The sequence below is a fragment of the Rhodanobacter denitrificans genome, from assembly GCF_003335105.1.
GTDB classification, from domain to species: Bacteria; Pseudomonadota; Gammaproteobacteria; order Xanthomonadales; family Rhodanobacteraceae; genus Rhodanobacter; species Rhodanobacter denitrificans_A.
This window is the reverse complement of record NZ_QFWQ01000004.1, coordinates 116,621-138,784: the sequence shown is the minus strand read 5'-3', so window position 1 is coordinate 138,784 and position 22,164 is coordinate 116,621. Positions and strand designations below refer to the sequence as shown.

Here is a 22,164-nt window from a genome sequence, read left to right as displayed (position 1 = left end):
ACGGGAGCCGCCGGCGCTCGACAATATCCCGCGAGGGGCGACGCCGCCACCGGCTCAGCGCAGGGCCTGTTCGCGCAGCTGGTGGATCTGGTCGCGCAGACGGGCGGCATCCTCGAACTCGAGGTTTTGCGCATGCTTGTACATCTGCGCCTCGAGTTTCCTGATCGCACCGGCCGCCTGCTGGGGACTTAGCCCGGCGTACTCGGCGGCAGGCTCGGCCACCGCGGCACGACCGCGCGTCGAGGATTTGCCGCCGCGGCGGTTGCCCACCTCGCTGCGCGCGCCTTCCATGATGTCGGCGATGCGCCGCACCACGGTTTTCGGGGTGATGCCATGCGCTTCATTGAAGGCGACCTGTTTCTCGCGGCGCCGGGCGGTCTCGTCCATCGCCGCCTGCATCGAGCGGGTGACGTTGTCGGCATACAGGATCGCCTTGCCGCGCACGTTGCGGGCGGCGCGGCCGATGGTCTGGATCAGCGAACCGGTGGAACGCAGGAAGCCCTCCTTGTCGGCGTCGAGCACCGCCACCAGCGACACCTCGGGCATGTCCAGGCCCTCGCGCAGCAGGTTGATGCCGACCAGCACGTCGAACTCGCCCAGGCGCAGGTCGCGGATGATCTCACTGCGTTCGACCGTCTCGATGTCCGAGTGCAGGTAGCGCACCTTCACGTCGTGCTCGGCCAGGTACTCGGTGAGGTTCTCGGCCATCCGCTTGGTCAGCGTGGTGACCAGCACGCGGTCGCCCATCGCCACGCGCTTGTGCACTTCGCTGAGCAGGTCGTCGACCTGGGTGCGCACCGGGCGCACTTCCACTTCGGGATCGACCAGGCCGGTCGGCCGCACCACCAGCTCGGTCACCGCATCGCCGGATTTGTGCAGCTCATAGTCGCGCGGCGTGGCGGAGACGTAGATCGCGCGCGGCACGCGTTCCTCCCACTCTTCGAAACGCAGCGGGCGGTTGTCCACCGCCGACGGCAGGCGGAAGCCGAACTCGACCAGGGTTTCCTTGCGCGAGCGGTCGCCCTTGTACATCGCGCCGAGCTGCGGCACGGTGACGTGCGATTCGTCCACCACCAGCAGGCCGTCGGCCGGCAGGTAGTCGAACAGCGTGGGTGGCGGCTCGCCCGGCGCGCGCCGGGTCAGGTGGCGCGAGTAGTTCTCGATGCCCTGGCAGTAGCCGACCTCGGCCATCATCTCCAGGTCGAAGCGTGTGCGCTGCTCCAGCCGCTGCGCCTCGACCAGCTTGTTCTCCTTGTACAGATATTCCAGCCGTTCCTTCAGCTCGACCTTGATCGTCTCGATCGCGTTGAGCACGCTTTCGCGCGTCGAGGCGTAATGGGTGCGCGGATAGACGGTGTAGCGCTGCACCTTGCGGATCGTCTCGCCGGTGAGTGGATCGAACAACGCCATCTTTTCCACTTCACCGTCGAACAACTCGATGCGCAACGCCTCGGTCTCCGACTCGGCCGGAAACACGTCGATGATCTCGCCGCGCACGCGATAGGTGCCTCGCCGCAACTCCATCTCGTTGCGGGTGTACTGCAGCTCGGTCAGCTGATGGATCAGCTTGCGCTGGTCGATCCGCTCGCCGGTGGCCAGGATCAGCCGCAAGGACAAATAGTCCTCGGGGTTGCCCAGGCCGTAGATCGCCGACACGGTGGCGACGATGATCGAATCGCGTCGCGACAGCAGCGCCTTGGTCGCTGACAACCGCATCTGCTCGATATGCTCGTTGATCGACGAATCCTTCTCGATGAAGGTGTCCGATGCCACCACGTAGGCTTCCGGCTGGTAGTAGTCGTAGTAGCTGACGAAGTACTCCACCGCGTTGTGCGGAAAGAATTCCCTGAACTCGCCGTAGAGCTGCGCCGCCAGCGTCTTGTTCGGCGCCATCACGATGGTCGGGCGCTGCACCCGCTCGATCACGTTGGCGATGGTGTAGGTCTTGCCCGAGCCGGTCACGCCGAGCAGGGTCTGCGCGGCCAGGCCGGCCTCGAAACCCTCGGACAGGCGCTGGATCGCCTGCGGCTGGTCGCCGGCGGGCTGGTAGGGGGCATCGAGCTGGAAGCGGTCGGTCATCGGCTACAGGTGTGGGCGCGGCAGGTCATTTTAAATCGGGCCTGCTGACAGGAGCCGTCAGCAGGGGCCGACAATCGTATCCGCACCGGGCTGCTGGCCGCATGGCGCCAACGCCCTAGCATGAACCTCCCGGACCCGCAGGAAGCGACGCCGTGACGACCTCCAGGTATTCGGCACCTTGCCCGCTGCAACATGGCATGACCTTGATCGAGCAGATCGTGGTGCTCCTGATCATCACTGCCGTCACCAGCATCTCCATACCGGTGATGGCGAAGCTGCTTGGCCGCAACCATCTGCAGGTTGCCCAGGCGGATTTCATCACGGCACTGCGACACGCCCGCGAAACCGCCATCATGAGCGGCAGGCGCACGCTGCTCTGCCCGTCTCGCAACGGCAGCAGCTGCAGCGAGGGCTCGCACTGGGAAGACGGCTGGCTGCTTGCCCACGATGCGGACCACAACGACCAACCCGACAACCGGCCGCTTCGCGTCGGATCCGGTTACCGTGACAAGCTGATCATCCGGAGCAGCAGCGGCCGGCCCGTCGTGCGCTTCCATCCCGACGGGACCGCCCGTGGCAGCAACCTCACCCTGCTGTTCTGCCAGCGATCCGGTGCGGAACGGGCACTCAGCGTGGTGGTCTCCAATGCCGGCCGCGTCCGCGGCGCTCCGGCGAGCCTGGCGCAGACCGCCGCCTGCCGGGAATAGGCGGGGCAAAAACACAAAAGCCGGCATCAAGCCGGCTTTTATGCGATGTCTGGCGTCCCGTGCCTGGCTTGCTGCATACCGCCGAAGTGGTGCGCAGCAAACGGAATTGGCGCCCGAAGTTGGACTCGAACCAACGACCCCCTGATTAACAGTCAAGTGCTCTAACCGGCTGAGCTATTCGGGCGGGAGCTGCGTAGTTTGTAGATTGGCCGGCGGACTGTCAAGCCGCCGGCACGCATTCGAGGCTGTCTTTCAGCCAGTGATGACGCGGTAGCACGGCACGTAGGCCGCGCCTCCGGGCAACTTCATGCGGTGCTGCTCCACGAAGGCCTGCAGCAGCTTGTCCAGCGCCTGCATGATGTCGCGGTCGCCGTCGATGTCAAACGGGCCGTTCTGCTCGATCGCCTTCACACCCTCCTCCTTCACGTTGCCGGCGACGATGCCGGAGAACGCCCGGCGCAGGTCCGCCGCCAGCTCGTGCCGCGGGCGGCCGTGGTGCAGTTGCAGCGCACGCATCGCCTCGTGAGTGGGGCGGAACGGTTGCTGGAATTCCAGCGGGATCTGCAGCGCCCAGTTGAAGAAGAACGCATCCCTGGTGTCGAGCCGGTTGTGGCGTACCTTTTCCAGGCCCTTGAGCATCGTGCGCGCCACCACCTCCGGGTCGTCCACGATGATCTGGTAGTGCCGCGCCACTTCGTCGCCCAGCGCCAGGCGCAGGAAGCGGTCGATCTGCTCGAAGTAGGCGGCCGACTGGCGCGGCCCGGTGAAGATCAGCGGGAACGGCGTGCTGGCGTTGTCCGGGTGCAGCAGGATGCCGAGCAGGTAGAGGATCTCCTCGGCCGTGCCGACGCCGCCGGGAAACACGATGATGCCGTGGCCCAGGCGCACGAACGCCTCCAGCCGCTTCTCGATGTCCGGCATGATCACCAGGTGGTTGACGATCGGGTTGGGCGATTCGGCCGCGATGATGCCCGGTTCGGTGATGCCGATGTAGCGGTTGTGCCGGCGCCGCTGCTTGGCATGCGAGATGGTCGCGCCCTTCATCGGCCCCTTCATCGCGCCCGGGCCGCAACCGGTGCAGATGTCCAGTCCGCGCAGGCCGAGCTGGTAGCCCACCGACTTGGTGTAGTCGTATTCCTCGCGTGAGATCGAGTGGCCGCCCCAGCACACCACCAGGTTCGGATCGATCTGCGGCTTCAGGATGCGCGCGTTGCGCAGAATCTCGAACACGCTCTGGGTCAGCGCGGCGGAGGCGTCCAGGTCGAAGCCGATCTGTTCCAGTTGGGTCGACACGTACACGATGTCGCGCACCACCGCCACCAGCAGCTCGTTGATGCCGCGGATGATCTGGCCATCCACGAACGCCTGCGCCGGCGCGTTGGTCAGTTCGATCTTCATGCCGCGATCCTGCTGCAGCACCTGGATATCGAAATCCGGGTACTGCTCCAGCATCGCCCGCGGGTCGTCGCTGACGTTGCCCGAGGTCAGCACCGCCAGCGCGCAGCGCCGCAGCAGCGCATGCAGGCCCGAGCCACTGGCGCCACGCAGGCGGGCCACTTCGTTGCGGGACAGGACATCCAGGCCGCCGATCGGCGAGATGCGGGCACTGACTGTCTTGGTGGTGCCGGAAAGGTCGGCGTACTGGGTGTTCATCGAATCTCCATGGTCCTGCGACAGGCTCTGCCTTCATGCAGGGCAGACCGCCTAGCTTCAGGGCAGGCGCGGGACAGGGTCAAGTACCGGCCGGCGTCTTGGCGCCGGCCAACAAAAAGCCGGCGCCCTCGCGGACGCCGGCCAGGATTTCCGGACAAAGGATGACTCAGAACGTGTAACGCAGGGTGGCCAGGATCGACCAGCGCTGGGTCGGGCCGTTCAACTCGTCGGCGCGCGGCAGCGGCAGCGGGCTGTAGTTGCCGTTGCTGTCCTTGTAGGCCGCCTTGCTGATGTCGTAGATGTACTTGCCATCGGCGCCCACGCCGGCGAAATCGGCTAGGTTGCGAACCAGCGGGAAGCTGGCGCGGTGGTCGACACCCCATTTCTTGTTGAGCATGTTGCCGACGTTGTAGATGTCCAGCCGGATCACGCCCTTGTTGCCCTTGAACAGGCCCGGGATTTCCTGGCTGAAGCTCAGGTCGATCTGGTTGACCCAGGGAGCGCGGGCGCCGTTGCGGCTGGCAATCTCGCCCTTGTGGTCGCGCAGGTATTTGTTGCTGTCGATGTACGCCCAGAACGAATCCATCTGCGCTTGCGTGGTGCCCGGTGCGAAATTGATATCGCCCTTGTTCGGGATGTAGGCCAGGTCGGAGGTGAAACCGTCGCCGTTGGCGTCGTTGCCGAAGCGCCAGCTGTACGGGGTACCCGAGTGGCCGTCATAGAACATGGTGGCGCTGGTGGCGTAGTCGCCGAAGAAGCGGTGCTGCCAGGTCAGCGAGGCGATCACCCGCTTCGGGATCGAGTAGCTGGAGGTGCTCGCCTTGTTCTCGTTCGGGTTCACCCAGACGTTGTTGCTGAAGCTCGAGCGGGCCACGCTCGAAGTACCCGGGTTGACCTCCGTGGCGCGACTCCAGGTGAAGCCGACCATGCCGGACCACTCGTCCGCGAACGGCTTCTTCAGGGAGAGGCTGAGGCTGTCGGCACTGCCCCGACCGCTGTTGGCCAGGTTGATCACCGCATCGCCGAATGCCTGATTGGCATTCGCGCGTGCGGTGTTGCCGCTGCTGCCGCCCGCCGGATTCTTGTAGTAGGTGAAGCGGCCGTCCGGCAGCACGCCGGTGGGTGCACCGATGTTGAGGTTCTGGTACCAGATCGCGTTGCGGTTCTTGATGTGCTCGTAATCCGCGGTGAACAGCAGCCCCCACCACGGCAGCTCACGATCGAAGCCGAGCGACATCTTCCACACGCTGGGAAGCTGGAAGTTGTCGCTGACCGTGCTGACCGCCATCTGCGCGCCCTTGGCGCCGGGAATCGGCGCCGAGCCGCCATTCTGGCCGTACGGGTTGGCGCTGAACGGCGGCAGGCCGGTGGTGGTGTTGCACGCGCTCTGCGTCGGACCGCAGTTGTACTGCACCTGGGTCACGCCCGAGTTCTGGTAGATGTTGCCCAGCCACACGCTCGGCGGATTGGAGATGAACAGGCCGGCACCGCCGCGCAGCTGGGTCAGGCGCTCGGTGTCGAAGGTGTAGTTGAACGACATCCGCGGCTGAACCTGGCGGTTGCCATTGATCGTGCTGGTGTTGGTGCGACCGAAACCACCCTTGGCCGACACGCAGTTGGCAGCCACCACGGCCACCCCGGGGGCAGCCGCATAGCACGGGTTGTACAGCGGCCGGTCGCCGGTCAGCGGGATGTCGACACGGAAGCCGTACTGCACCGACAGGTTGTGGTTCACCTGCCAGGTGTCCTGCAGGAAGATGCCGTATTCCTTCAACTCGAAGTTGGCGGCGACATCACTCAGGCTGAGCCCCGCTGCCGGTGCGTTGTAACGGTATTGGTAATAGGTGCCGGCATTGAAATTGGCCAGCGTGTTGAACTGGTAGCTGCCGAACGCGTTCTGCAGGAACAGGTTGTAGTACTGGCCGCGCTGGAAGTCGAAACCGCCCTTGACCGTGTGGTCGCCCAGGTAGAGCGTGCCGGCCCACGCCGCATTCAGCGTCTTCACGTGCAGCACGTTGGCCTGGCTGGAGTATTCGGTACCGAACTCCACGCCCGGCGAGCTGCTGGAGCTGTAGCAACCGTTGACGCTGTTCAGGCACACCGAGACGTCCGGCTGGGCCACGCCGTTGTACGGCCCACGGTTCTGCTGGAAGTCGGCGTAGGAAAGGGTGGTGTCGGTGGAGAAGACATCCGACCAGTCGTCATAGAAGTGCAGTGCGTAGCTCTTGTTGTCGACGTTGGTCTTGTACCAGCCGCTGGAGAGCACCAGGATGTTGTTGTTGCCGGTGATGATCGGCTTGTTTTCCTTGGTCTGGCTGTAAGTGAAGCTGGCACGGTGGTTGTTGGTGATGTTCCAGTCGATCTTGGCGAGGTAACGCTTGTCCTGCAGATCGGTATTGCCGCCACCGAGGCCGCCGACGTCAAAACCCTTGGCCTTGGCTGCCGCAGTGATGGCGTCGACGTTCTGCTGGGTCAGGCCGCGGATCTCGGTGGTCGCGCCGGAGCCCTGCACGCCGTACTGGGAGGACGGACCGATCTGCTTGCTCTTCTCGTACGAGGCAAAGAAGAACAGCTTGTCCTTGATGATCGGGCCGCCGACGGTGCCGCCGGCCGTCCAGGTACGGCGGAAGCCGCCGTACGGCTGGCCGTTGTAGTCGGCGATCATCTGGTCGCGATTCTGGAACGCGTAGTACGCCGAGCCGTGGAAATCGTTGGTACCGCTCTTGGTCACCGCGTTGACGATCGCGCCGACGCCGCGACGCGTGGCCACGTCGTAGTTGGCGGTCGAGATGTTGTATTCCTGGATCGTGTCCTGCGAAATCGGCGTGCCCAAAGTCGGCAGACCGTTCGCGTTCAGGCCGAACGGATCGTTGGCGCTGACCGAATCCACCGTGATGTTGTTATAGCGGCTGTTCTGGCCGATCGCGGAGATCTCGCCGCGGTCGCGGTCGGAGATCACGATGCGCGGATCGAGGCGCACGATGTTCTGGATCGAGCGGCCCGGGGTCGGCGTCGCCTCGATTTCACGCTGCGAGACGTTGGTCGAGATGCCTTTGTTGTCCGGGGTGAAGGTTTGCGCCAGTGCATTGGCCGAGACGGTGACGCCGGCGAGGTCCTTGACTTCCTTCGCCTGCTCCGCACCCATGGTCAGGTTGACCGGGGTTTCCTGGGCCAGCTGCAGGTAAACCTGCCCGTGCTCGGCCTGTGCCAGGCCGGCCTTGGATGCCGTGACGTCGAACGGACCGCCCACGCGCAAACCTTGCGCGGCATAACGGCCGCTGGCATCGGTGGTGGTGATCTTGGTGGTGCCCGAGGGCTCATGCACGATCTGCACGGTGGCGCCCGATACCGGCTGCCCGTTTGCGTCCAGCACGCGGCCGCTGATCGAAGAGGAGGTGTCCTGCGCAATGGCAGGCACCGAGGCCGCCAGCAGCGAAGCGATGGCGAACGGCAGGAGTTTGGCGCGAATTCGGCTATTCATTCTGTCGACTCTCAGGCTCGAAACGAAAGTATTTGCGTTCCGGATGCAAACGTTGCCTGGCCCGGAGCATGCCAAGCGCAACTGTTGACCCGTGCTTGTTTGGTACCCTGTGTGGCGATTCCCGATTCACGGACGTGACGGACGCGGGACGCTCCGACCAGCAAAATCTTGCGCAGGCCGGTTATTAAACGAACTTTAACGGCATGTTATTACACTTTTGTAACAATTGCACTTCACCAGCTAGACACGGCCTGGTTGCGCGATACTCATTTATTGATATGAAATCAATGACATAATGCGCAGCACCGGTACTGCCTGACGCGGCGACTACTCCGGTTCAACCGGTCTTGCCGAGATAGCGCGCACGCTTGGCGGGTTTCAGGTTCGCCAGGTCGAGCATCACCAGGCCATCCACGCAACCGGAGAAATCCGGATCCTCGCCGAAACCCAGGAACTGCACGCCGGCGGGCTCGACCAGATCCACATACTGGCGGTACAGCACCGGCATGCTGACACCCAGTGCGTCCAGGTGGTGCTTGAGCTTGCCCAGCCCGGCGACGGCATCCAGACCTTCCAGCGCCGCGCGCACGCCCTGCACCACTTCGGGCGAGACCACGAACGGCTGCCGCGCCGCGGCCAGGCCGGGTGCGCCGAAATAATACTGATGCGCGGCCGCGATCCATTCGCGCGCCTCGCGCGGCAGACTCACCGACATGCTGACCGGGCCGAACAGGTAGCGCAGCTCGGGGTGCCGCTGCAGATAAAGGCCGATGCCCTGCCACAACTGGTCCAGCGCGCGCGAACGCCAGTAGGCCGGCGCGATGAAGCTGCGGCCCAGCTCCATCCCCTGTGCCAGCCGCGATTCCAGCGCAGGCGAATAGGAGAACAGGCTGGAGGTGTACAGGCCGGCCATGCCGCGTTCGGCGAGCAGCCGGCCGCCATGGCCGAAACGATAGGCGCCGACGATGCGCGATGCCTGCGGATCCCACAACACCAGGTGCTCATAGTGGGGGTCGTAGATGTCCAGATCGCGCCGCGTGCCGGTACCTTCGCCCACCTTGCGGAAGGTCAGTTCGCGCAGCCGGCCGATCTCGCGCATCACCGCGCTGTCGGCGGTGCCCATGTACAGCCACGCCTGCTTGCCGTCGGCAAGGTCGGCCAGTTTCTCGCCGCAGGTCAGTTCCGCCGCCACCTGCTCCGCCGGTTCCGGCAGTGCAAGCGGCGCCTGCCCGCCGAAGATCAGGCCACGATGCCGGCCGACCCGGTAGACGTGCCGACGCATGAGCTTCGCCAGTTGCTCCGGCGACCCGCCGCTGCGCCGGGCAAGTTCGTCGGCATCGATCAGGGCGCCGATGCTGAAGCCGATCCTGCGCTTGCCCGGCGCCACCGCCTCACGCGGCAGCATCGCCGTGCTCAGCGGCTTGGCGAGCATCGACAGGCCGTAGAACACCGCCGAGTTGCGCGCCGAAATATGTACCGGCAGCACCGGCACCTTGCTGCGCAGCGACAGCCGCGCAAACCCTTCCGACCAGCGGCTGTCGCGCACGCCACCGGCGCGCACGCGCGAGACCTCGCCAGCAGGGAACACGATCAGCGCCTCGCCGCTCTCCAGCGCCCGGTAGATGCCACGCAGGCGGGAGGCTGCGCCCTTGCCGAACACGTCCACCGGCAGCAACAGTTTGCCCAGTTGCGGCACGGTTGCCAGCCAGTCGTTGCCGAGGATGCGCACGTCGCGGCGTACCGAGCCGATCAGCTGCAGCATCGCCAGCGCGTCCTGCATGCCCAGCGGATGATTGGCCACCACCAGCAAGGGGCCTTCGGCCGGAATGTTCTCGAGGTCGCCGGGATTGACGTGATGCGTGGTGCCGAGCATCTCCAGCACGCGATCGACGAAATCGAAGCCCTCGGTGGCGCCGGCCCCGTCCAGCACGCGGTTGAAGCCGTCCTCGTCGGCCAGCCGCCCCAGCATGCCGGCCACGGGTCGGCGCAGGCGCGGGAACTGCGCCAGCCAAGGCAATCGTTCGGTCAGGGACTGTTCGATGCTCAGCATGTCTGCCTCCTCGGATTCCCCCCATCCTGGCGGCCGATTATGACAGCTGCACGATCACCCGAAGCGGCGCCTGCGACATTGCGGCAACGTCGTCGTTTCAAACGTTCATGTGCAGGAACGCCGCCACGCCGGCCATGAACATCTGCACCGACAGCGCGATCAGCAGCATGCCCATCACGCGCTCCAGTGCGGTCAGCACGCTCTCGCCCAGCCAGCGGAAAAGATAGGTGGCACTGAGCAGGATCAGCGAGCTGGCCAGCCACGCCAGCAACAGCGCGATCGTCCAGTCGGCGGTGCGGCCAGGCTGGGTGTTGGTCAGCAGCAGCAGCGCCGCCATCGCCGAAGGGCCGGCCACGCCCGGGATTGCCATTGGCACGATGAACGGCTCGCCGCCGCCGGATTTGCCGAAGATCCCGCCGCCGTCGGCAGGCGGAAACACCATGCGGATGCCGATCAGGAACAGTACGATGCCGCCGGCGATGCTGATCGACTCCTGCTTCAGCTGCAGCAGCTTGAGGATGTGCTGGCCGCCGAACAGGAACACCAGCAGCACACCCAGCGCGATCAGCAGTTCGCGCACCATGACACGCCGCCTGCGCTTGGGCGGCACGTTCTTCAGCAGGCTCAGGAACAGCGGGATATTGCCCAGCGGGTCCATGATCAGGAACAGCAGGATGCCCGCCGACAATGTGGTCATCTGCGTTTCCATCTCGACTCCATCCTCGTTGGGCAGCCACGTTGGGCGGCACGCCATCATGCCGTCGGGTAACAGCCGGTCAGTCGCCCCGCAGGTCGAGCACCGCGCCGCGCGCCGCGGCGCCTTGTGCGCCAAGCAGGTACACCGCCGCGGCCGCCGCGGCATCCGGCAGCGGACGCTGCAGGATGTCCTCGCCGAAATAGGCCAGCTGGCGCAGTGCCGTGCGCATCGGCGCCGGCAGCATGGCATGGACGCGCAGCGGACCGCTGTCGTTCTCCTCGTGCAGGATCCCCACGAAGCGCTCCAGCGCCGCCTTCGACACGCCGTAGCCGCCCCAGTGCGCGCGCTGCAGCAGTTCGGGATCGTCCAGCACGAACACCACGGCACTGTCGCGGGCCTGGGTCAGCAGCGGCAGGCAGGCCTGGGTCAGCGCGAACGGGGCGTTGACGTTGACATGCATCGCGCGCAGCCAGGCATCCGGCTTGTGCATGGTGACCGGGGTCAGGCCGCCGAAGCTGACCGCCGCATGCACGATGCCGTCGAGCCGGCCGAAGTCGCGCTCCAGGCCTTCGGCCAGGGCGGCGTATTCGCGCGGCGTGGCCACTTCCATGTCCAGCGGATGGATCACCGGCTCGGCCAGGCCCTCGGCCAACATCGCGTCGTACAGTTGCTCGAGCTGGCGCTTGCGCCTGCCGGTAATCACCACCGTGGCCCCGGCGCGTGCCGCTGCGCGCGCCACCGCGCCGCCGAGGCCGCCATAGGCGCCGGTCACCAGCACCACGCGATCGGCCAGGGTGTCGGCCGACGGTTGCCAGCCGGCCGGCAACCGGGCAACCGGCAGCGCCGTCAAGGCGCCACCCCGGCCACGTCGCGGGCCATGCGTGACAACTCGCCGGAGGACTTCAGGTCCTCGATGATGTCGCAGCCGCCGATCAGTTCGCCCTGGATGAACAGCTGCGGGAACGTGGGCCAGTTGGAGAAGTGCGGCAGCGCCGCGCGGATCTGCGGATCTGCCAGCACGTTCACCGCGTGGAATGCGGCGCCGGCATCGGCCAGCGCCTGCGCGGCCCGGCTGGAGAACCCGCACATCGGGAACTCCGGCGTGCCCTTCATGAAAAGCACGATGGGATGCTCGGCCAGCATCGCCCTGATTTGCTCGTTGATGTCCATGGCTCGGTGTTTCATCTCTACAATGCAGGCAGAGCGGTATTGTATCAGTCAGCCGTCGGCTGCCGTCCGCCGCACCGACCTTTTCTCCCCCAGCCACATCCAAGGAGCCTCATCATGGCGATCGAACTTCCTCCGCTGCCGTATGAAAAGAACGCACTGGAGCCGCACATCTCCGCCGAAACGCTGGAATACCACTACGGCAAGCACCACCAGGCCTACGTGACCAACCTCAACAAGCTGATCGAAGGCACCGAGTTCGCCAGCGCCCCGCTCGAGGAAATCATCCGGAAATCCTCCGGCGGCGTGTTCAACAACGCCGCGCAGATCTGGAACCACACGTTCTACTGGAACTCGATGAGCCCGAAAGGCGGCGGCGCCCCGACCGGGAAGCTGGCCGACGCGATCAACAAGGCGTTCGGCTCGTTCGACAAGTTCAAGGAGGAGTTCAGCAAGTCCGCCGCCGGCAACTTCGGCTCCGGCTGGACCTGGCTGGTGCAGCGCCCGGACGGCTCGCTCGGCATCGTCAACACCTCCAACGCGGCCACCCCGATCACCGGCAGCGACAAGCCGCTGTTCACCACCGACGTGTGGGAGCACGCTTACTACATCGACTACCGCAACGCCCGCCCGAAGTACGTGGAGGCGTTCTGGAACCTGGTGAACTGGGAATTCGCGGCCGGCAACCTCGCCTGACGCTTCGGCGCAAACAAAAACGGAGCCCTGGCGGCTCCGTTTTTTTGTGCCCATGCCACCTCGGTTCAGCCGAGCGCGGACAGCACCGGCGCCACCTGTGCCTCGCGCCCGAGCGCCGCGGCAACCTGGCCCAGCCGCGCGGCCAGTTGCCCCGCGCCCGTGGCGCACACCGTGGCATGGCCCACCTTGCGGCCGGGCCGGGCCTGCTTGCCGTAATCGTGCCAGTGCGCATCGACGACCCGCAGCACCGCGGATGCATCGGGCAGCTCGCCGATCCAGTTGAACATCGCCGACGGGCCGCGCGCGCCGGTGTCGCCCAGCGGCAGGCCGAGCACCGCACGCACGTGGTTCTCGAACTGGCTGGCGTGTGCGCCCTCGATGGTCCAGTGGCCGGAGTTGTGCACCCGCGGCGCCATCTCGTTGCCGAGCAGTTCGCCGTCCTTCACGAACAGCTCCAGCGCGAACACGCCCACGTAGTCCAGCCGCTCGGCCAGCGTCCGTGCCAGCGCGGTGGCGCGCTGCTGCAACTGTTCGATGTCCGGCGCCGGCGCCAGGCTCATCGACAGCACGCCGTCGACGTGCCAGTTGCGGGTCAACGGCCAGGTGCGGAAGTCGCCGTCGCGGCCTCGCACGGCGATCACCGACAACTCGCGCTCGAACGGCACGAACGCTTCCAGTATCAGGCCGTGACGCGACGCCTGCGCGCCGAGCGCGGCCCATGCCGCATCCGCATCGGCCCGATCGCGCAGGCGGAACTGGCCCTTGCCGTCATAGCCGAGCCGGCGCGTCTTGAGAATCGCCGGCACACCGACCACGGCCAGCGCCTGGTCCAGTTGCTCGCGCGTATCCACCGTCATGAAGTCGGGCGTGGGCAGGCCGCACTCGCGGAACAGCGTCTTCTCGGCCAGCCGGTCCTGCGCCACCGCCAGCGCCAGCGGCGCGGGGGAAACCTTCACCCGTTCGGCCAGCCAGCGGGCGGTCTCGGCCGGCACATTCTCGAAATCGAAAGTGACCACGTCGACCCTGCCGGCAAACGCCTCCAGGGCGGCGTAGTCGGTCCAGTCGGCCACCACCAGCGGTGCGACCTGGCCGGCGCAGGCGTCGGCCGCGCTGTCCACCACCAGGGTGTTCACGCCCAGCGGGGCCCCCGCCAGCGCCAGCATGCGCGCCAGCTGTCCGCCGCCGAGTACGCCCAGTACGGGCTGCCGCCGTTCGCTCATTGACGCGGGTCCGGTTGTTCGATCACGGCCTGGGTCTGTCGCGCACGCCAGTGGTCCAGCGCCGTGGCCAATGCCGGGTCGTGCAGTGCCAGCACCGCTACGGCCAGCAGCCCGGCGTTCACCGCACCGGCGCGGCCGATCGCCAGGGTGCCGACCGGAATGCCGGCCGGCATCTGCGCGATCGAGAGCAGCGAGTCCATCCCGTTCAACGCCTTCGACTGCACCGGCACGCCGAACACCGGCAGACGGGTCTTGGCTGCCAGCATGCCGGGCAGATGGGCGGCACCGCCGGCGCCGGCGACGATCACCTGGATGCCGCGCCCATGGGCTTGTTCGGCGTAACTGAACAGCAGGTCCGGCGTGCGGTGCGCGGACACCACCCTCACCTCGTGCGCCACGCCCAGTTCGGTCAGCACGTTCGCCGTGTGCTGCATGGTTTCCCAATCCGACCGCGAACCCATCACAACGCCGACGCGCGGCGGTCTGCCTGTTCCTGTCATGGCCGGGCCATCCAAAAGCGGTTATTGTACGGGCTTTCACCAGTCCGGCACACCCAAGCAATCCACCATGGACAAGCGCCTGCTCGACATCCTGTGCTGCCCCGTCAGCAAAATGCCGCTGCGCCCGCTGGGCAAGCGCGAGCTCGATGCGCTGAACGACGCCATAGCCACCGGCAAGGTCGACACCGTCGCCGGCGCGCCGGTGCGTGAGAGGGTCGGCGAGGCCCTGCTCACCACCGATCGCAAGGTGATCTACCGGGTCGAGGACGGCATCCCGGTGATGCTGCCCGAGGAGGGCATCGGCACCCTCCAGCTGAGCGGATTTCCCGCGGCTTAGCTGTCGCGTCGACGGCCACCGATGCGTGACACGCATACCCGCCTTGGCTTATCGTCGATACCTGCCCAGCCAGCGCCGGATCGGGCTGTGCACAGCAATGTTTCAGGGGGTTGGCGATGAACGAAGCCAGTGATCCATCCAAAGTCGTCAATTTGAGCCAGCGCCTGGACCCCACCGCCGAACGCGTCGGCGAGTTGCTCAACGCCGTGCGCAACATCGCCGGCAAGCGGCTGCAGCAGTCGATCGGCAATGCCTTCGAGCACGTCGACGACGCGCTGTTCGATCTGGCCGAGAAGGCCGAGAACAACGCTGCGCAGATGCACTACTTCGACGGCATGCGCGAAGTGCGCAAGCGCCGCCCCGCCGTGGAGCGCAGCTTCCTGAGCCGGGTCAACCGCGACCTCGGCGAGCTGGCCCACCCGCAACAGCGCCCGTTCGGCGCAGGCGCGTCGACACCATCGGGCGCGGTCGAGCTGACGCTGGTGGCCGACAACGAGCTGGAGGAGTCGCTGGCAATCACCAGCATGACCAGCAAGCACGAGTCACGGCTGTCGCGTGACCTGTTCGCGGTCAACCAGCGGCTGTCGGTCATCTGCGGCGGCCACAAGATCGAGGATTCCGGCAATCCGGTGGCCCCGGCAGGGTTGACCCAGGCCTTCCGCCACGCGCTGCACGAACTCAGCGCGGACATGCGGGTCAAGCTGATCATCTACAAACTGTTCGACCGCTACGTGCTGTCGTCGCTGGAAGACCTCTACCAGGACATCAACACCGAACTGGCACGCGCCGGCGTACTGCCGCAACTGCGTCAGGAGGCCTCGCGCGGCAACGCAAAGACCGCCGGCAGCAGCGATCCCGCCCAGGCCGCGGCCGGCGAAGAAGCCAGCGAGATCCCCAGCGATCTGCTGCAGACCCTGCACGCGCTGTTCAGCGCGCGCCGCGGCCCCGCCGCCGGCGTGCACGCGGGACCGACCGGCCCGCTGCCGTCGGCGAACGAATTGCTCGGCGCACTCAGCGTGCTGCAGAGCCAGATCGCCAGCGCCGGCCCGCTGCCCTACGCGGACTCCGACGACGCCGCCGCCCTGAGCCGCGAGGTGATGCAGCTGAAGGGTCAGCTGCTGGCCCAGATCGGCGCTCTGCGCGGCGAGAAGCCCGGTCACGTCGCCAGCATCGACGAGGACACCATCGACCTGGTCGGCATGCTGTTCGAGTTCATCCTGGAGGACCGCAACCTGCCCGTCGCCATGCAGGTCATGCTGGCGCGGCTGCAGATCCCGTACCTCAAGGCGGCGATCCTCGACCGCAAGCTGTTTGCACACCGCCAGCACCCGGCCCGCCGGCTGCTTGACGGCCTGGCCGAGCAGGCCAAGGGCTGGTCCGAGGAATCCGATCGCGATCATCGCCTGCACGAGAAAATCAAGTCGATCGTCGACCAACTGCTGCACGATTTCGACGATGACATGGGCATCTTCGAGCGTCTGTTGCTCGACCTGCAGCAGTTCCAGGACCTCAACAAGCGCCGCTCCGAACTGGCCGAACAACGCGTTGCCGAATCCACCCGCGGCCGCGAGAAGCTGGAGCAGGCGCGCCGTCGGGCCGCCCGCGAGATCCTCGACCGCATCGGCGGACACAAGCTGCCGCCGCTGATGCACGGCGTGCTGGCGCGGGCCTGGGCCAACCATCTGGTGCTGACCCTGCTGCGCCAGGGCGAGGGCTCGCCCGAATTCAGGGGTGCGCTGCGCTTCGTCGACGAGTTCATCGCCAGCACCCGGCCGGCCACCACCCCGGAAAGCCGGCACGCGCTGCGGCAGATGCTGCCCGGGATCGAGCGCGCGCTGCGCCACGGCCTGGCCAACGTGGCCTTCCAGGAACAGGACATCGAACGCCTGCTCGGCCAGTTGCATGCGTACTACCGCCAGCAGCTCGGCGAGGTGCCGGCGACGGTCGAGGCAACCGGTCCCGAAGACGCCGCCGCCGTGCTGTCCATCCCCGACGGCATCCAGCCGGTCATCAGCCAGGATGCCCCGGTCGATGACGACGGCATCGACGGGGAAGTCGTCGAAGTGCCACTGGACAGCCCCGAGTGGCACCAGGTACAGGCGCTGCAACCGGGCTCCTGGCTGGAGTTCTGCATGCCCGACGAGGCGATGACCCGGGCCAAGCTGTCGTGGATCAGCCCGATGAGCGGACGCTACCTGTTCGTCAACCGGCGCGGCCTGAAGGTGGCCGACTACTCGCCGCAGGAACTGACCGTGCTGCTCACCGACGGCCGGGCCCGCATACTTGCCGGCAACGCCCTGTTCGACCGGGCCATGACGGCGATCGTCGGCAAGCTGAGCCAGCCCGACGCGACGCCGCCCGCAGATACCGCCGCCGAATGATTGCCGCCCCATCGTTCGTCCTGCCGGATGCCGGGCAGATCGCCGCCGATGTCGAACGCGCCCTCACCGAGGATCTCGGCCAGGGCGACGCCACTGCCGGCCTGCTGCCGGCCGACGCCCGCGCGCATGCCGCACTGACCTGCCGCGACGCGGCGGTGATCGCCGGCACGGCCTGGTTCGATGCCTGCTTCCGCCGACTCGATCCGGCCGTGCATATCGACTGGCAGGTGCGCGACGGCGATCGCGTCATGCCCGGCTCGGTGATCTGCCGCCTGTCCGGCCATGCCCGCCCACTGGTCACCGCGGAACGCTCGGCGCTGAATTTCCTGCAGCTGCTGTCCGCCACCGCCACGGCGACCGCCGAGTACGTCGCCGCCGTCGCCGGCACCGCGGTACGCGTGCTGGATACCCGCAAGACCATTCCCGGCCTGCGCCTTGCGCAGAAGTACGCGGTGCGCTGCGGCGGCGGCCACAACCAGCGCATGGGCCTGTACGACGCGATCCTGATCAAGGAAAACCACATCATCGCCGCCGGCGGCATCGCCGCGGCGGTACAAGCCGCCCGGCGGCTCCATCCGGAACTGCCGCTCGAGGTCGAGGTGGAGAACCTGGACGAACTGGAGCAGGCGCTGCAGGCCGGCGTGGACCGCATCATGCTGGACAACTTCGAACTCGCGTCGATGGTCGAGGCGGTGCGGCGCACGGCCGGGCGCGTGCCGCTGGAGGCCTCCGGCAATGTCGACCTGCGCACGATCGGCGAATTCGCCCGCACCGGCGTCGACTTCATTTCGGTCGGCGCACTGACCAAGCACGTTCGGGCGGTGGACCTGTCGCTGCGCCTGCGACTGGACTGAGCCGCGGCTTGCACCCGGCCAACCGCGCCCGCACACTGCAGGCATGAGCGATCTCTCCAACCTCCTGCTGTTGCTGGTGCTCGGTGCCGTCGTGGCGCTGTGGCTGAGGCTCAGCGTGGCGCGCGAGCGCGCCGTGCGGGAAGCGCGGCGGCAGTGCCGGCAGCACGGCCTGCAGCTGCTCGACGAGACCGTCGGCCTGCGCCGCCTGCGCCTGCGCCGGATCGACGGCCGACGCCGGATCGAGCGATGCTACGGCTTCGAGGTCAGCATCGACGGCCACGACCGCGAGCCGGGGCGGTTGTGGATGGTCGATGACACGCTGAGCAGCCTCAGCCTGCCCACGATCGAACTGCTGCCGCACGAGGAAGCCGCGGTGCGCCCCCTCGCGCCGGCCAGCAACGTGGTGCCGCTGCACCCGCGCACACGCACGGACCACCGCCTGAACTGACCCCGGGGCTTGCGCGGCGTCTCGCCGGCGTGCCCCCTACTTGACCACCCGCAGATGCGGCGCGCTGCGTTTCGGCTTGTCGCTGCCGGCGTCGTCAGCTGCCGGCGGAGTGTCGTCGGGCTCGGGAGCGGACGGCGGCGTATCGCCACCTTCCTCTTCGGCGGGAAACATCATGCCCTGGCCGTTTTCCTGCGCATACAGCGCCAGCACGGCGCGCACCGGAATCTGGATCGCCTGGCTGACGCCGGAAAAGCGTGCCTGGAAGCTGATCCACTCGTTGCCCAGGTCGAGGTTGGCCACCGCGCGCGTGGCCAGATTGAGCACCACCTGGCCGTTCTTGACCACCTGCGGAGGCACTTTCACGCCGGCGAAACCGGCATCGACCAGCACGTATGGAGTCAGGTCGTTGTCGCTGATCCAGTCGTAGATCGCCCGCAGCAGGTACGGACGGTTGGAGCTCATCGGTGCAACTTCATTCTTACTCATGGATCTGCCGCATCGCCTTTTCCTGGTCGGTCATGCTGCGCGCAAAACCCTGACTGTGGAACAAACGTTCGCCGTAGTCGACGATCGACTTGCCTTCGCGCCCCAGTTCCACGCCCAGCCACGGCAACCGCCAGATCACCGGTGCCACCAGGCAGTCGGCCAGGCTCATCTCGGGATTGAGGAAGAAACGGGCGGCCTTGAACAGCGGCACCGCGGACAGCAGGTGCTCGCGCAGGCGCTTGCGCGCGGCATCCGCCGGGCGGCCGCCGGCGCGGATGATGTCCACCTCGGTGAGCCAGTCCTTCTCGATGCGCACCGCGGCCACCCGCAGGCGCGCGCGTGATTGCGGGTCGATCGGCATCAGCGGCGGATGCGGATAACGTTCGTCGAGGTATTCGCAGACCACCGACGTGTCGAACAGGGTCAGGTCGCGGTCCACCAGGGTCGGCGTGCTGGCGTAGGGGTTGAGGTCGATCAGGTCCGCCGGCGGCCTGGCCGGATCCACCAGCACCCGTTCGTAACTGACCCCCTTGGCGGCCAGCACCAGCCGCGCGCGATGGCATTGCACATCGTCGGCCGTGGTGTAGAGCGTCAATACAGTACGCGAGCGAGCGCTTGGGACCATGCGCGATTCCCCATCGTTGATACGACCGCGGCGGCTCGTGGCCGCCGCGGTCGGTTGGTGCCATCCATACTCAGTGGACGTCTTTCCAGTATTCCTTCTTCAGCATGGCAGCCAGGAAGGTGAAAAACGCCAGGAACAGCAGCACCCAGATACCGTAATGGTGGCGCTGCAGCGCCGCCGGTTCGGAAGCGTACTCCAGGAAGCTGGTCAGGTCGCGGGTGGCCTGCTGGAACTGCGCCGGGGTCAGCTTGCCCGGCTGCGACAGCACCAGCTTCTCCACCGCCGGATCCTCGCCGGCCTTGGCCGGCTTCATCTCCGCCGTCTGCAGGCCTTGCAGCTCCCACAGCGGAAACGGCATCGACGCGTTCGGGAACACCGTGTTGTTCCAGCCCACCGGGCGGCTCGGGTCCAGATAGAACGAGTTGAGGTAGGCGTTGACCCAGTCGGCACCCTTGGCGCGCACTTCCAGCGAGAGGTCCGGCGGAGCCTTGCCGAACCACTTCGCGGCCGCATCCTCCGGCATGTGCGAGACCACGGTCTCGCCGAACTTGGCGCCGGTGAAGTTGAGGTTCTGCATCACCTCCTGCTCGGACAGGCCCAGGTCCGTGGCGATCCGCTCGTAACGCATGTACTTCAGCGAGTGGCAGCCGACGCAGTAGTTGAAGAACAGCTTGGCGCCACGCTGCAGCGAGGCCTGGTCCTGCACGTTGGTGCCGGCACTCGGCAGGGCGCCGCCTTCCGACGCCTGCACCGGCACGCTGCCGACGACCAGGCCGAGCGCCAGCGCCACCGGGAAGATGTATCGCTTCATTAGCAGCTGCCGCTTAGTCATGCGTCGTCACCCGTTCCGGAACCGGCTTGGTCTTTTCCCAGCCGAAGTATGTATAGGCCCAAAGGAAGGCGAAGAACCCGAAGTAGATCAGCGTCATCACGCGGCCGAACAGGTTCTCCCAGAACGTCACGTCCACGTTGCCGAACCAGGCCGGGATCACTTCGGCGGTAATGCCCGCGCCAACCGCACCGAGCATGAAGAACGACACCACGAACAGCCCCAGCGCCACCTTGAAACCGGTGCCGCGATAGCGGATGGACTTGACCTTGCCGCGGTCGAACCAGGGCAGCGCGAACAGCACCGCGATCGCACCAAACATCGCCAGCACGCCCCACACGGCCGAGCCGAGGAACGACGGGATCATGCGCACGATCGCGTAGAACGGGGTGAAGTACCACACCGGCTTGATGTGCGACGGCGTGGCCAGGTTGTTCGCCGGGATGAAGTTGTCGTGCTCGAGGAACCAGCCGCCGAAGGTCGGCGCGAAGAAGATGATGAAGGCCGCGATCAGCAGGAAGAAGCCCACACCGACCAGATCCTTCACCGTGTAGTACGGGTGGAACGGAATGCCATCAGCCGGCTTCAGCGCGTCCCAGCGGTTGCCCTTGGGACCCTTCTTGATCTCCACGCCGTCCGGGTTGTTCGAACCCACTTCGTGCAGTGCGGCGATGTGCAGTACCACCAGCAGCAGCAGCACGAGCGGCAGCGCGATCACGTGCAGCGCGAAGAAGCGGTTGAGCGTGGCATCGGCCGGCAGGAAGTCGCCCATGATCCACTCGACCAGGGTGCTGCCGATCACCGGGATCGTGCCGAACAGCGAGATGATCACCTTGGCGCCCCAGAACGACATGTTGCCCCACGGCAGCACGTAGCCCATGAACGCCTCGGCCATCAGCACCAGGAAGATCAGCATGCCGAGCAGCCACACCAGCTCGCGCGGCTTCTTGTACGAGCCGTACATGATGCCGCGGAACATGTGCAGGAGCACCACCACGAAGAACAGCGAGGCGCCGGTGGAGTGCATGTAGCGGATCAGCCAGCCCCACTCCACGTCACGCATGATGTACTCGACCGAGGCGAAGGCTCCCGCCGCGCTCGGGTTGTAGTTCATGGTGAGGAAGATGCCGGTGACGATCTGGTTGACCAGCACCAGCAGCGCCAGCGAACCGAAGTAGTACCAGAGGTTGAAGTTCTTCGGCGCGTAGTACTCGGTCATGTGCTTGCGGTACGCCGGCATCATGCCGGGCGCACGCTCGTTGACCCAATCGCCGATGCTCGTGAATACGTTGGCCATTAGCCAGCCTCCTTCGGATCCACGCCAATCTGGATGGTGCTGTCGTCGATGAAGTGGTACGGCGGCACCTGCAGGTTCTTCGGCGCCGGAACGCCATTGAAGACCCGGCCGGCCAGGTCATAGCGCGACTTGTGGCAGGGGCAGTAGAAACCGCCCTTCCATTCCGGGTCGAACGGCTCGGGCTTGATCTCCGGCACGAAGTCGGGCACGCAGCCCAGATGCGTGCAGATGCCCACGATCACCAGCCATTCCGGCTTGATCGAGCGGGCCTCGTTCTGTGCGTACTTCGGCTGCTGGTCGGCGGAGACGCCGTTGGACTTGGGGTCCACCAGGCGCGAGTCGACCTGGGGCAGCGTGGCCAGCTGCGCCGCCGTGCGGTTGAGCACGAACACCGGCAGGCTGCGCCACGAGACGATGAGCAGTTGCCCCGCCTCGATCTTGGCCAGCGACTGGGTAACCGGAGCACCAGCGGCCTTGGCACGCGCGCTGGGTTCCCACGACTTGATGAAGGGCACGGCTGCCGACACGATTCCGATGCCACCAACCACCGCAGTGGTCGCTGTCAGGAAACGGCGGCGGCCGTGATCGACGACTTCGTTCGCCATCAGGCTCTCCGGATTACTTGCTTGCCATTGAGACACAGGCTTTTGGTGCCTG

The 22,164-nt window shown here is 66.4% G+C and carries 20 protein-coding genes and 1 tRNA gene; 6 read left to right on the top strand and 15 right to left on the bottom strand.

The window, feature by feature from the left end:
- Window positions 1–54 precede the first annotated feature (54 nt).
- Complete coding sequence (gene uvrB, locus DEO45_RS06360; RefSeq protein ID WP_114341459.1) at window positions 55–2,079, bottom strand: excinuclease ABC subunit UvrB; 2,025 nt, start codon at window positions 2,077–2,079, stop codon at window positions 55–57.
- A gap of 197 nt (window positions 2,080–2,276) precedes the next feature.
- Between uvrB and DEO45_RS06355 the strand changes: the two genes are divergently transcribed.
- Window positions 2,277–2,786, top strand: coding sequence for a GspH/FimT family pseudopilin (locus DEO45_RS06355; RefSeq protein ID WP_114341458.1), 510 nt, complete (start codon window positions 2,277–2,279; stop codon window positions 2,784–2,786).
- A gap of 107 nt (window positions 2,787–2,893) precedes the next feature.
- On the opposite strand, the gene DEO45_RS06350 is transcribed toward DEO45_RS06355, so the two are convergent.
- The 7 genes from DEO45_RS06350 to grxD form a co-directional block, all read right to left on the bottom strand.
- Window positions 2,894–2,970 (bottom strand) — tRNA-Asn (locus tag DEO45_RS06350).
- A gap of 68 nt (window positions 2,971–3,038) precedes the next feature.
- The gene (gene ppnN, locus DEO45_RS06345; RefSeq protein WP_114341457.1) at window positions 3,039–4,439 is read right to left on the bottom strand and encodes a nucleotide 5'-monophosphate nucleosidase PpnN; all 1,401 of its coding nucleotides are present in this window, start codon (window positions 4,437–4,439) and stop codon (window positions 3,039–3,041) included.
- Window positions 4,440–4,605: 166 nt separating this feature from the next.
- Window positions 4,606–7,920: a TonB-dependent receptor gene (locus tag DEO45_RS06340; protein WP_114341456.1), complete on the bottom strand. Its 3,315-nt coding sequence runs from the start codon at window positions 7,918–7,920 to the stop codon at window positions 4,606–4,608.
- Window positions 7,921–8,257: 337 nt separating this feature from the next.
- Entirely contained in the window at window positions 8,258–9,970 is a 1,713-nt protein-coding gene (locus tag DEO45_RS06335; protein ID WP_114341455.1) for a GNAT family N-acyltransferase, read from the bottom strand.
- A 97-nt stretch (window positions 9,971–10,067) separates the two neighbouring features.
- Window positions 10,068–10,667 (bottom strand): YhgN family NAAT transporter, encoded by a 600-nt coding sequence (locus DEO45_RS06330; protein WP_114341859.1) that lies wholly within the window; start codon window positions 10,665–10,667, stop codon window positions 10,068–10,070.
- A gap of 79 nt (window positions 10,668–10,746) precedes the next feature.
- Complete coding sequence (locus DEO45_RS06325) at window positions 10,747–11,517, bottom strand: SDR family NAD(P)-dependent oxidoreductase (protein ID WP_114341454.1); 771 nt, start codon at window positions 11,515–11,517, stop codon at window positions 10,747–10,749.
- Window positions 11,514–11,837, bottom strand: a complete 324-nt coding sequence (gene grxD / locus DEO45_RS06320) for a Grx4 family monothiol glutaredoxin (protein WP_114341453.1) — start codon at window positions 11,835–11,837, stop codon at window positions 11,514–11,516. Before grxD ends, DEO45_RS06325 begins: the two co-directional genes overlap by 4 nt.
- Window positions 11,838–11,951: 114 nt before the next feature.
- Here grxD and DEO45_RS06315 point away from each other — a divergent pair, with 114 nt between their 5' ends.
- Window positions 11,952–12,530 carry a superoxide dismutase gene (locus DEO45_RS06315; protein WP_114341452.1) on the top strand — a complete coding sequence of 193 codons (579 nt, stop codon included), beginning with the start codon at window positions 11,952–11,954 and terminating at the stop codon, window positions 12,528–12,530.
- Window positions 12,531–12,595: 65 nt separating this feature from the next.
- Here the strand turns inward: DEO45_RS06315 and DEO45_RS06310 are convergent, their stop codons facing one another.
- Together DEO45_RS06310 and purE are read right to left on the bottom strand one after the other, a co-directional pair.
- On the bottom strand, window positions 12,596–13,750 hold the full coding sequence (locus DEO45_RS06310; protein ID WP_114341451.1) for a 5-(carboxyamino)imidazole ribonucleotide synthase: 1,155 nt from the start codon (window positions 13,748–13,750) through the stop codon (window positions 12,596–12,598).
- Window positions 13,747–14,250: a 5-(carboxyamino)imidazole ribonucleotide mutase gene (purE, locus tag DEO45_RS06305; protein ID WP_114341450.1), complete on the bottom strand. Its 504-nt coding sequence runs from the start codon at window positions 14,248–14,250 to the stop codon at window positions 13,747–13,749. The genes DEO45_RS06310 and purE overlap by 4 nt, the downstream gene beginning before the upstream one ends.
- Before the next feature lie 67 nt (window positions 14,251–14,317).
- On the opposite strand from purE, the gene DEO45_RS06300 reads away from it, so the two are divergent.
- The 4 genes from DEO45_RS06300 to DEO45_RS06285 all read left to right on the top strand — a co-directional run bounded on the left by DEO45_RS06300 (window position 14,318) and on the right by DEO45_RS06285 (window position 18,270).
- Window positions 14,318–14,587 carry a Trm112 family protein gene (locus tag DEO45_RS06300; protein WP_114341449.1) on the top strand — a complete coding sequence of 90 codons (270 nt, stop codon included), beginning with the start codon at window positions 14,318–14,320 and terminating at the stop codon, window positions 14,585–14,587.
- A gap of 116 nt (window positions 14,588–14,703) precedes the next feature.
- Window positions 14,704–16,968: a DUF1631 domain-containing protein gene (locus DEO45_RS06295; RefSeq protein ID WP_114341448.1), complete on the top strand. Its 2,265-nt coding sequence runs from the start codon at window positions 14,704–14,706 to the stop codon at window positions 16,966–16,968.
- Window positions 16,965–17,822 carry a carboxylating nicotinate-nucleotide diphosphorylase gene (gene nadC / locus DEO45_RS06290; RefSeq protein WP_114341447.1) on the top strand — a complete coding sequence of 286 codons (858 nt, stop codon included), beginning with the start codon at window positions 16,965–16,967 and terminating at the stop codon, window positions 17,820–17,822. The genes DEO45_RS06295 and nadC overlap by 4 nt, the downstream gene beginning before the upstream one ends.
- 43 nt (window positions 17,823–17,865) lie before the next feature.
- Complete coding sequence (locus DEO45_RS06285) at window positions 17,866–18,270, top strand: DUF3301 domain-containing protein (RefSeq protein ID WP_114341446.1); 405 nt, start codon at window positions 17,866–17,868, stop codon at window positions 18,268–18,270.
- A gap of 36 nt (window positions 18,271–18,306) precedes the next feature.
- Here DEO45_RS06285 and DEO45_RS06280 read toward each other — a convergent pair whose 3' ends face one another.
- The 5 genes from DEO45_RS06280 to petA form a co-directional block, all read right to left on the bottom strand.
- Complete coding sequence (locus tag DEO45_RS06280) at window positions 18,307–18,732, bottom strand: ClpXP protease specificity-enhancing factor (protein ID WP_223250803.1); 426 nt, start codon at window positions 18,730–18,732, stop codon at window positions 18,307–18,309.
- Between the two features lie 16 nt (window positions 18,733–18,748).
- On the bottom strand, window positions 18,749–19,381 hold the full coding sequence (locus tag DEO45_RS06275) for a glutathione S-transferase N-terminal domain-containing protein (RefSeq protein WP_114341444.1): 633 nt from the start codon (window positions 19,379–19,381) through the stop codon (window positions 18,749–18,751).
- 70 nt (window positions 19,382–19,451) lie between these two features.
- Window positions 19,452–20,192, bottom strand: coding sequence for a cytochrome c1 (locus DEO45_RS06270; RefSeq protein ID WP_114341443.1), 741 nt, complete (start codon window positions 20,190–20,192; stop codon window positions 19,452–19,454).
- A gap of 13 nt (window positions 20,193–20,205) precedes the next feature.
- The gene (locus DEO45_RS06265; protein WP_114341442.1) at window positions 20,206–21,507 is read right to left on the bottom strand and encodes a cytochrome b; all 1,302 of its coding nucleotides are present in this window, start codon (window positions 21,505–21,507) and stop codon (window positions 20,206–20,208) included.
- Entirely contained in the window at window positions 21,507–22,112 is a 606-nt protein-coding gene (petA, locus tag DEO45_RS06260; RefSeq protein ID WP_114341441.1) for a ubiquinol-cytochrome c reductase iron-sulfur subunit, read from the bottom strand. The genes DEO45_RS06265 and petA overlap by 1 nt, the downstream gene beginning before the upstream one ends.
- Window positions 22,113–22,164: the final 52 nt, after the last annotated feature.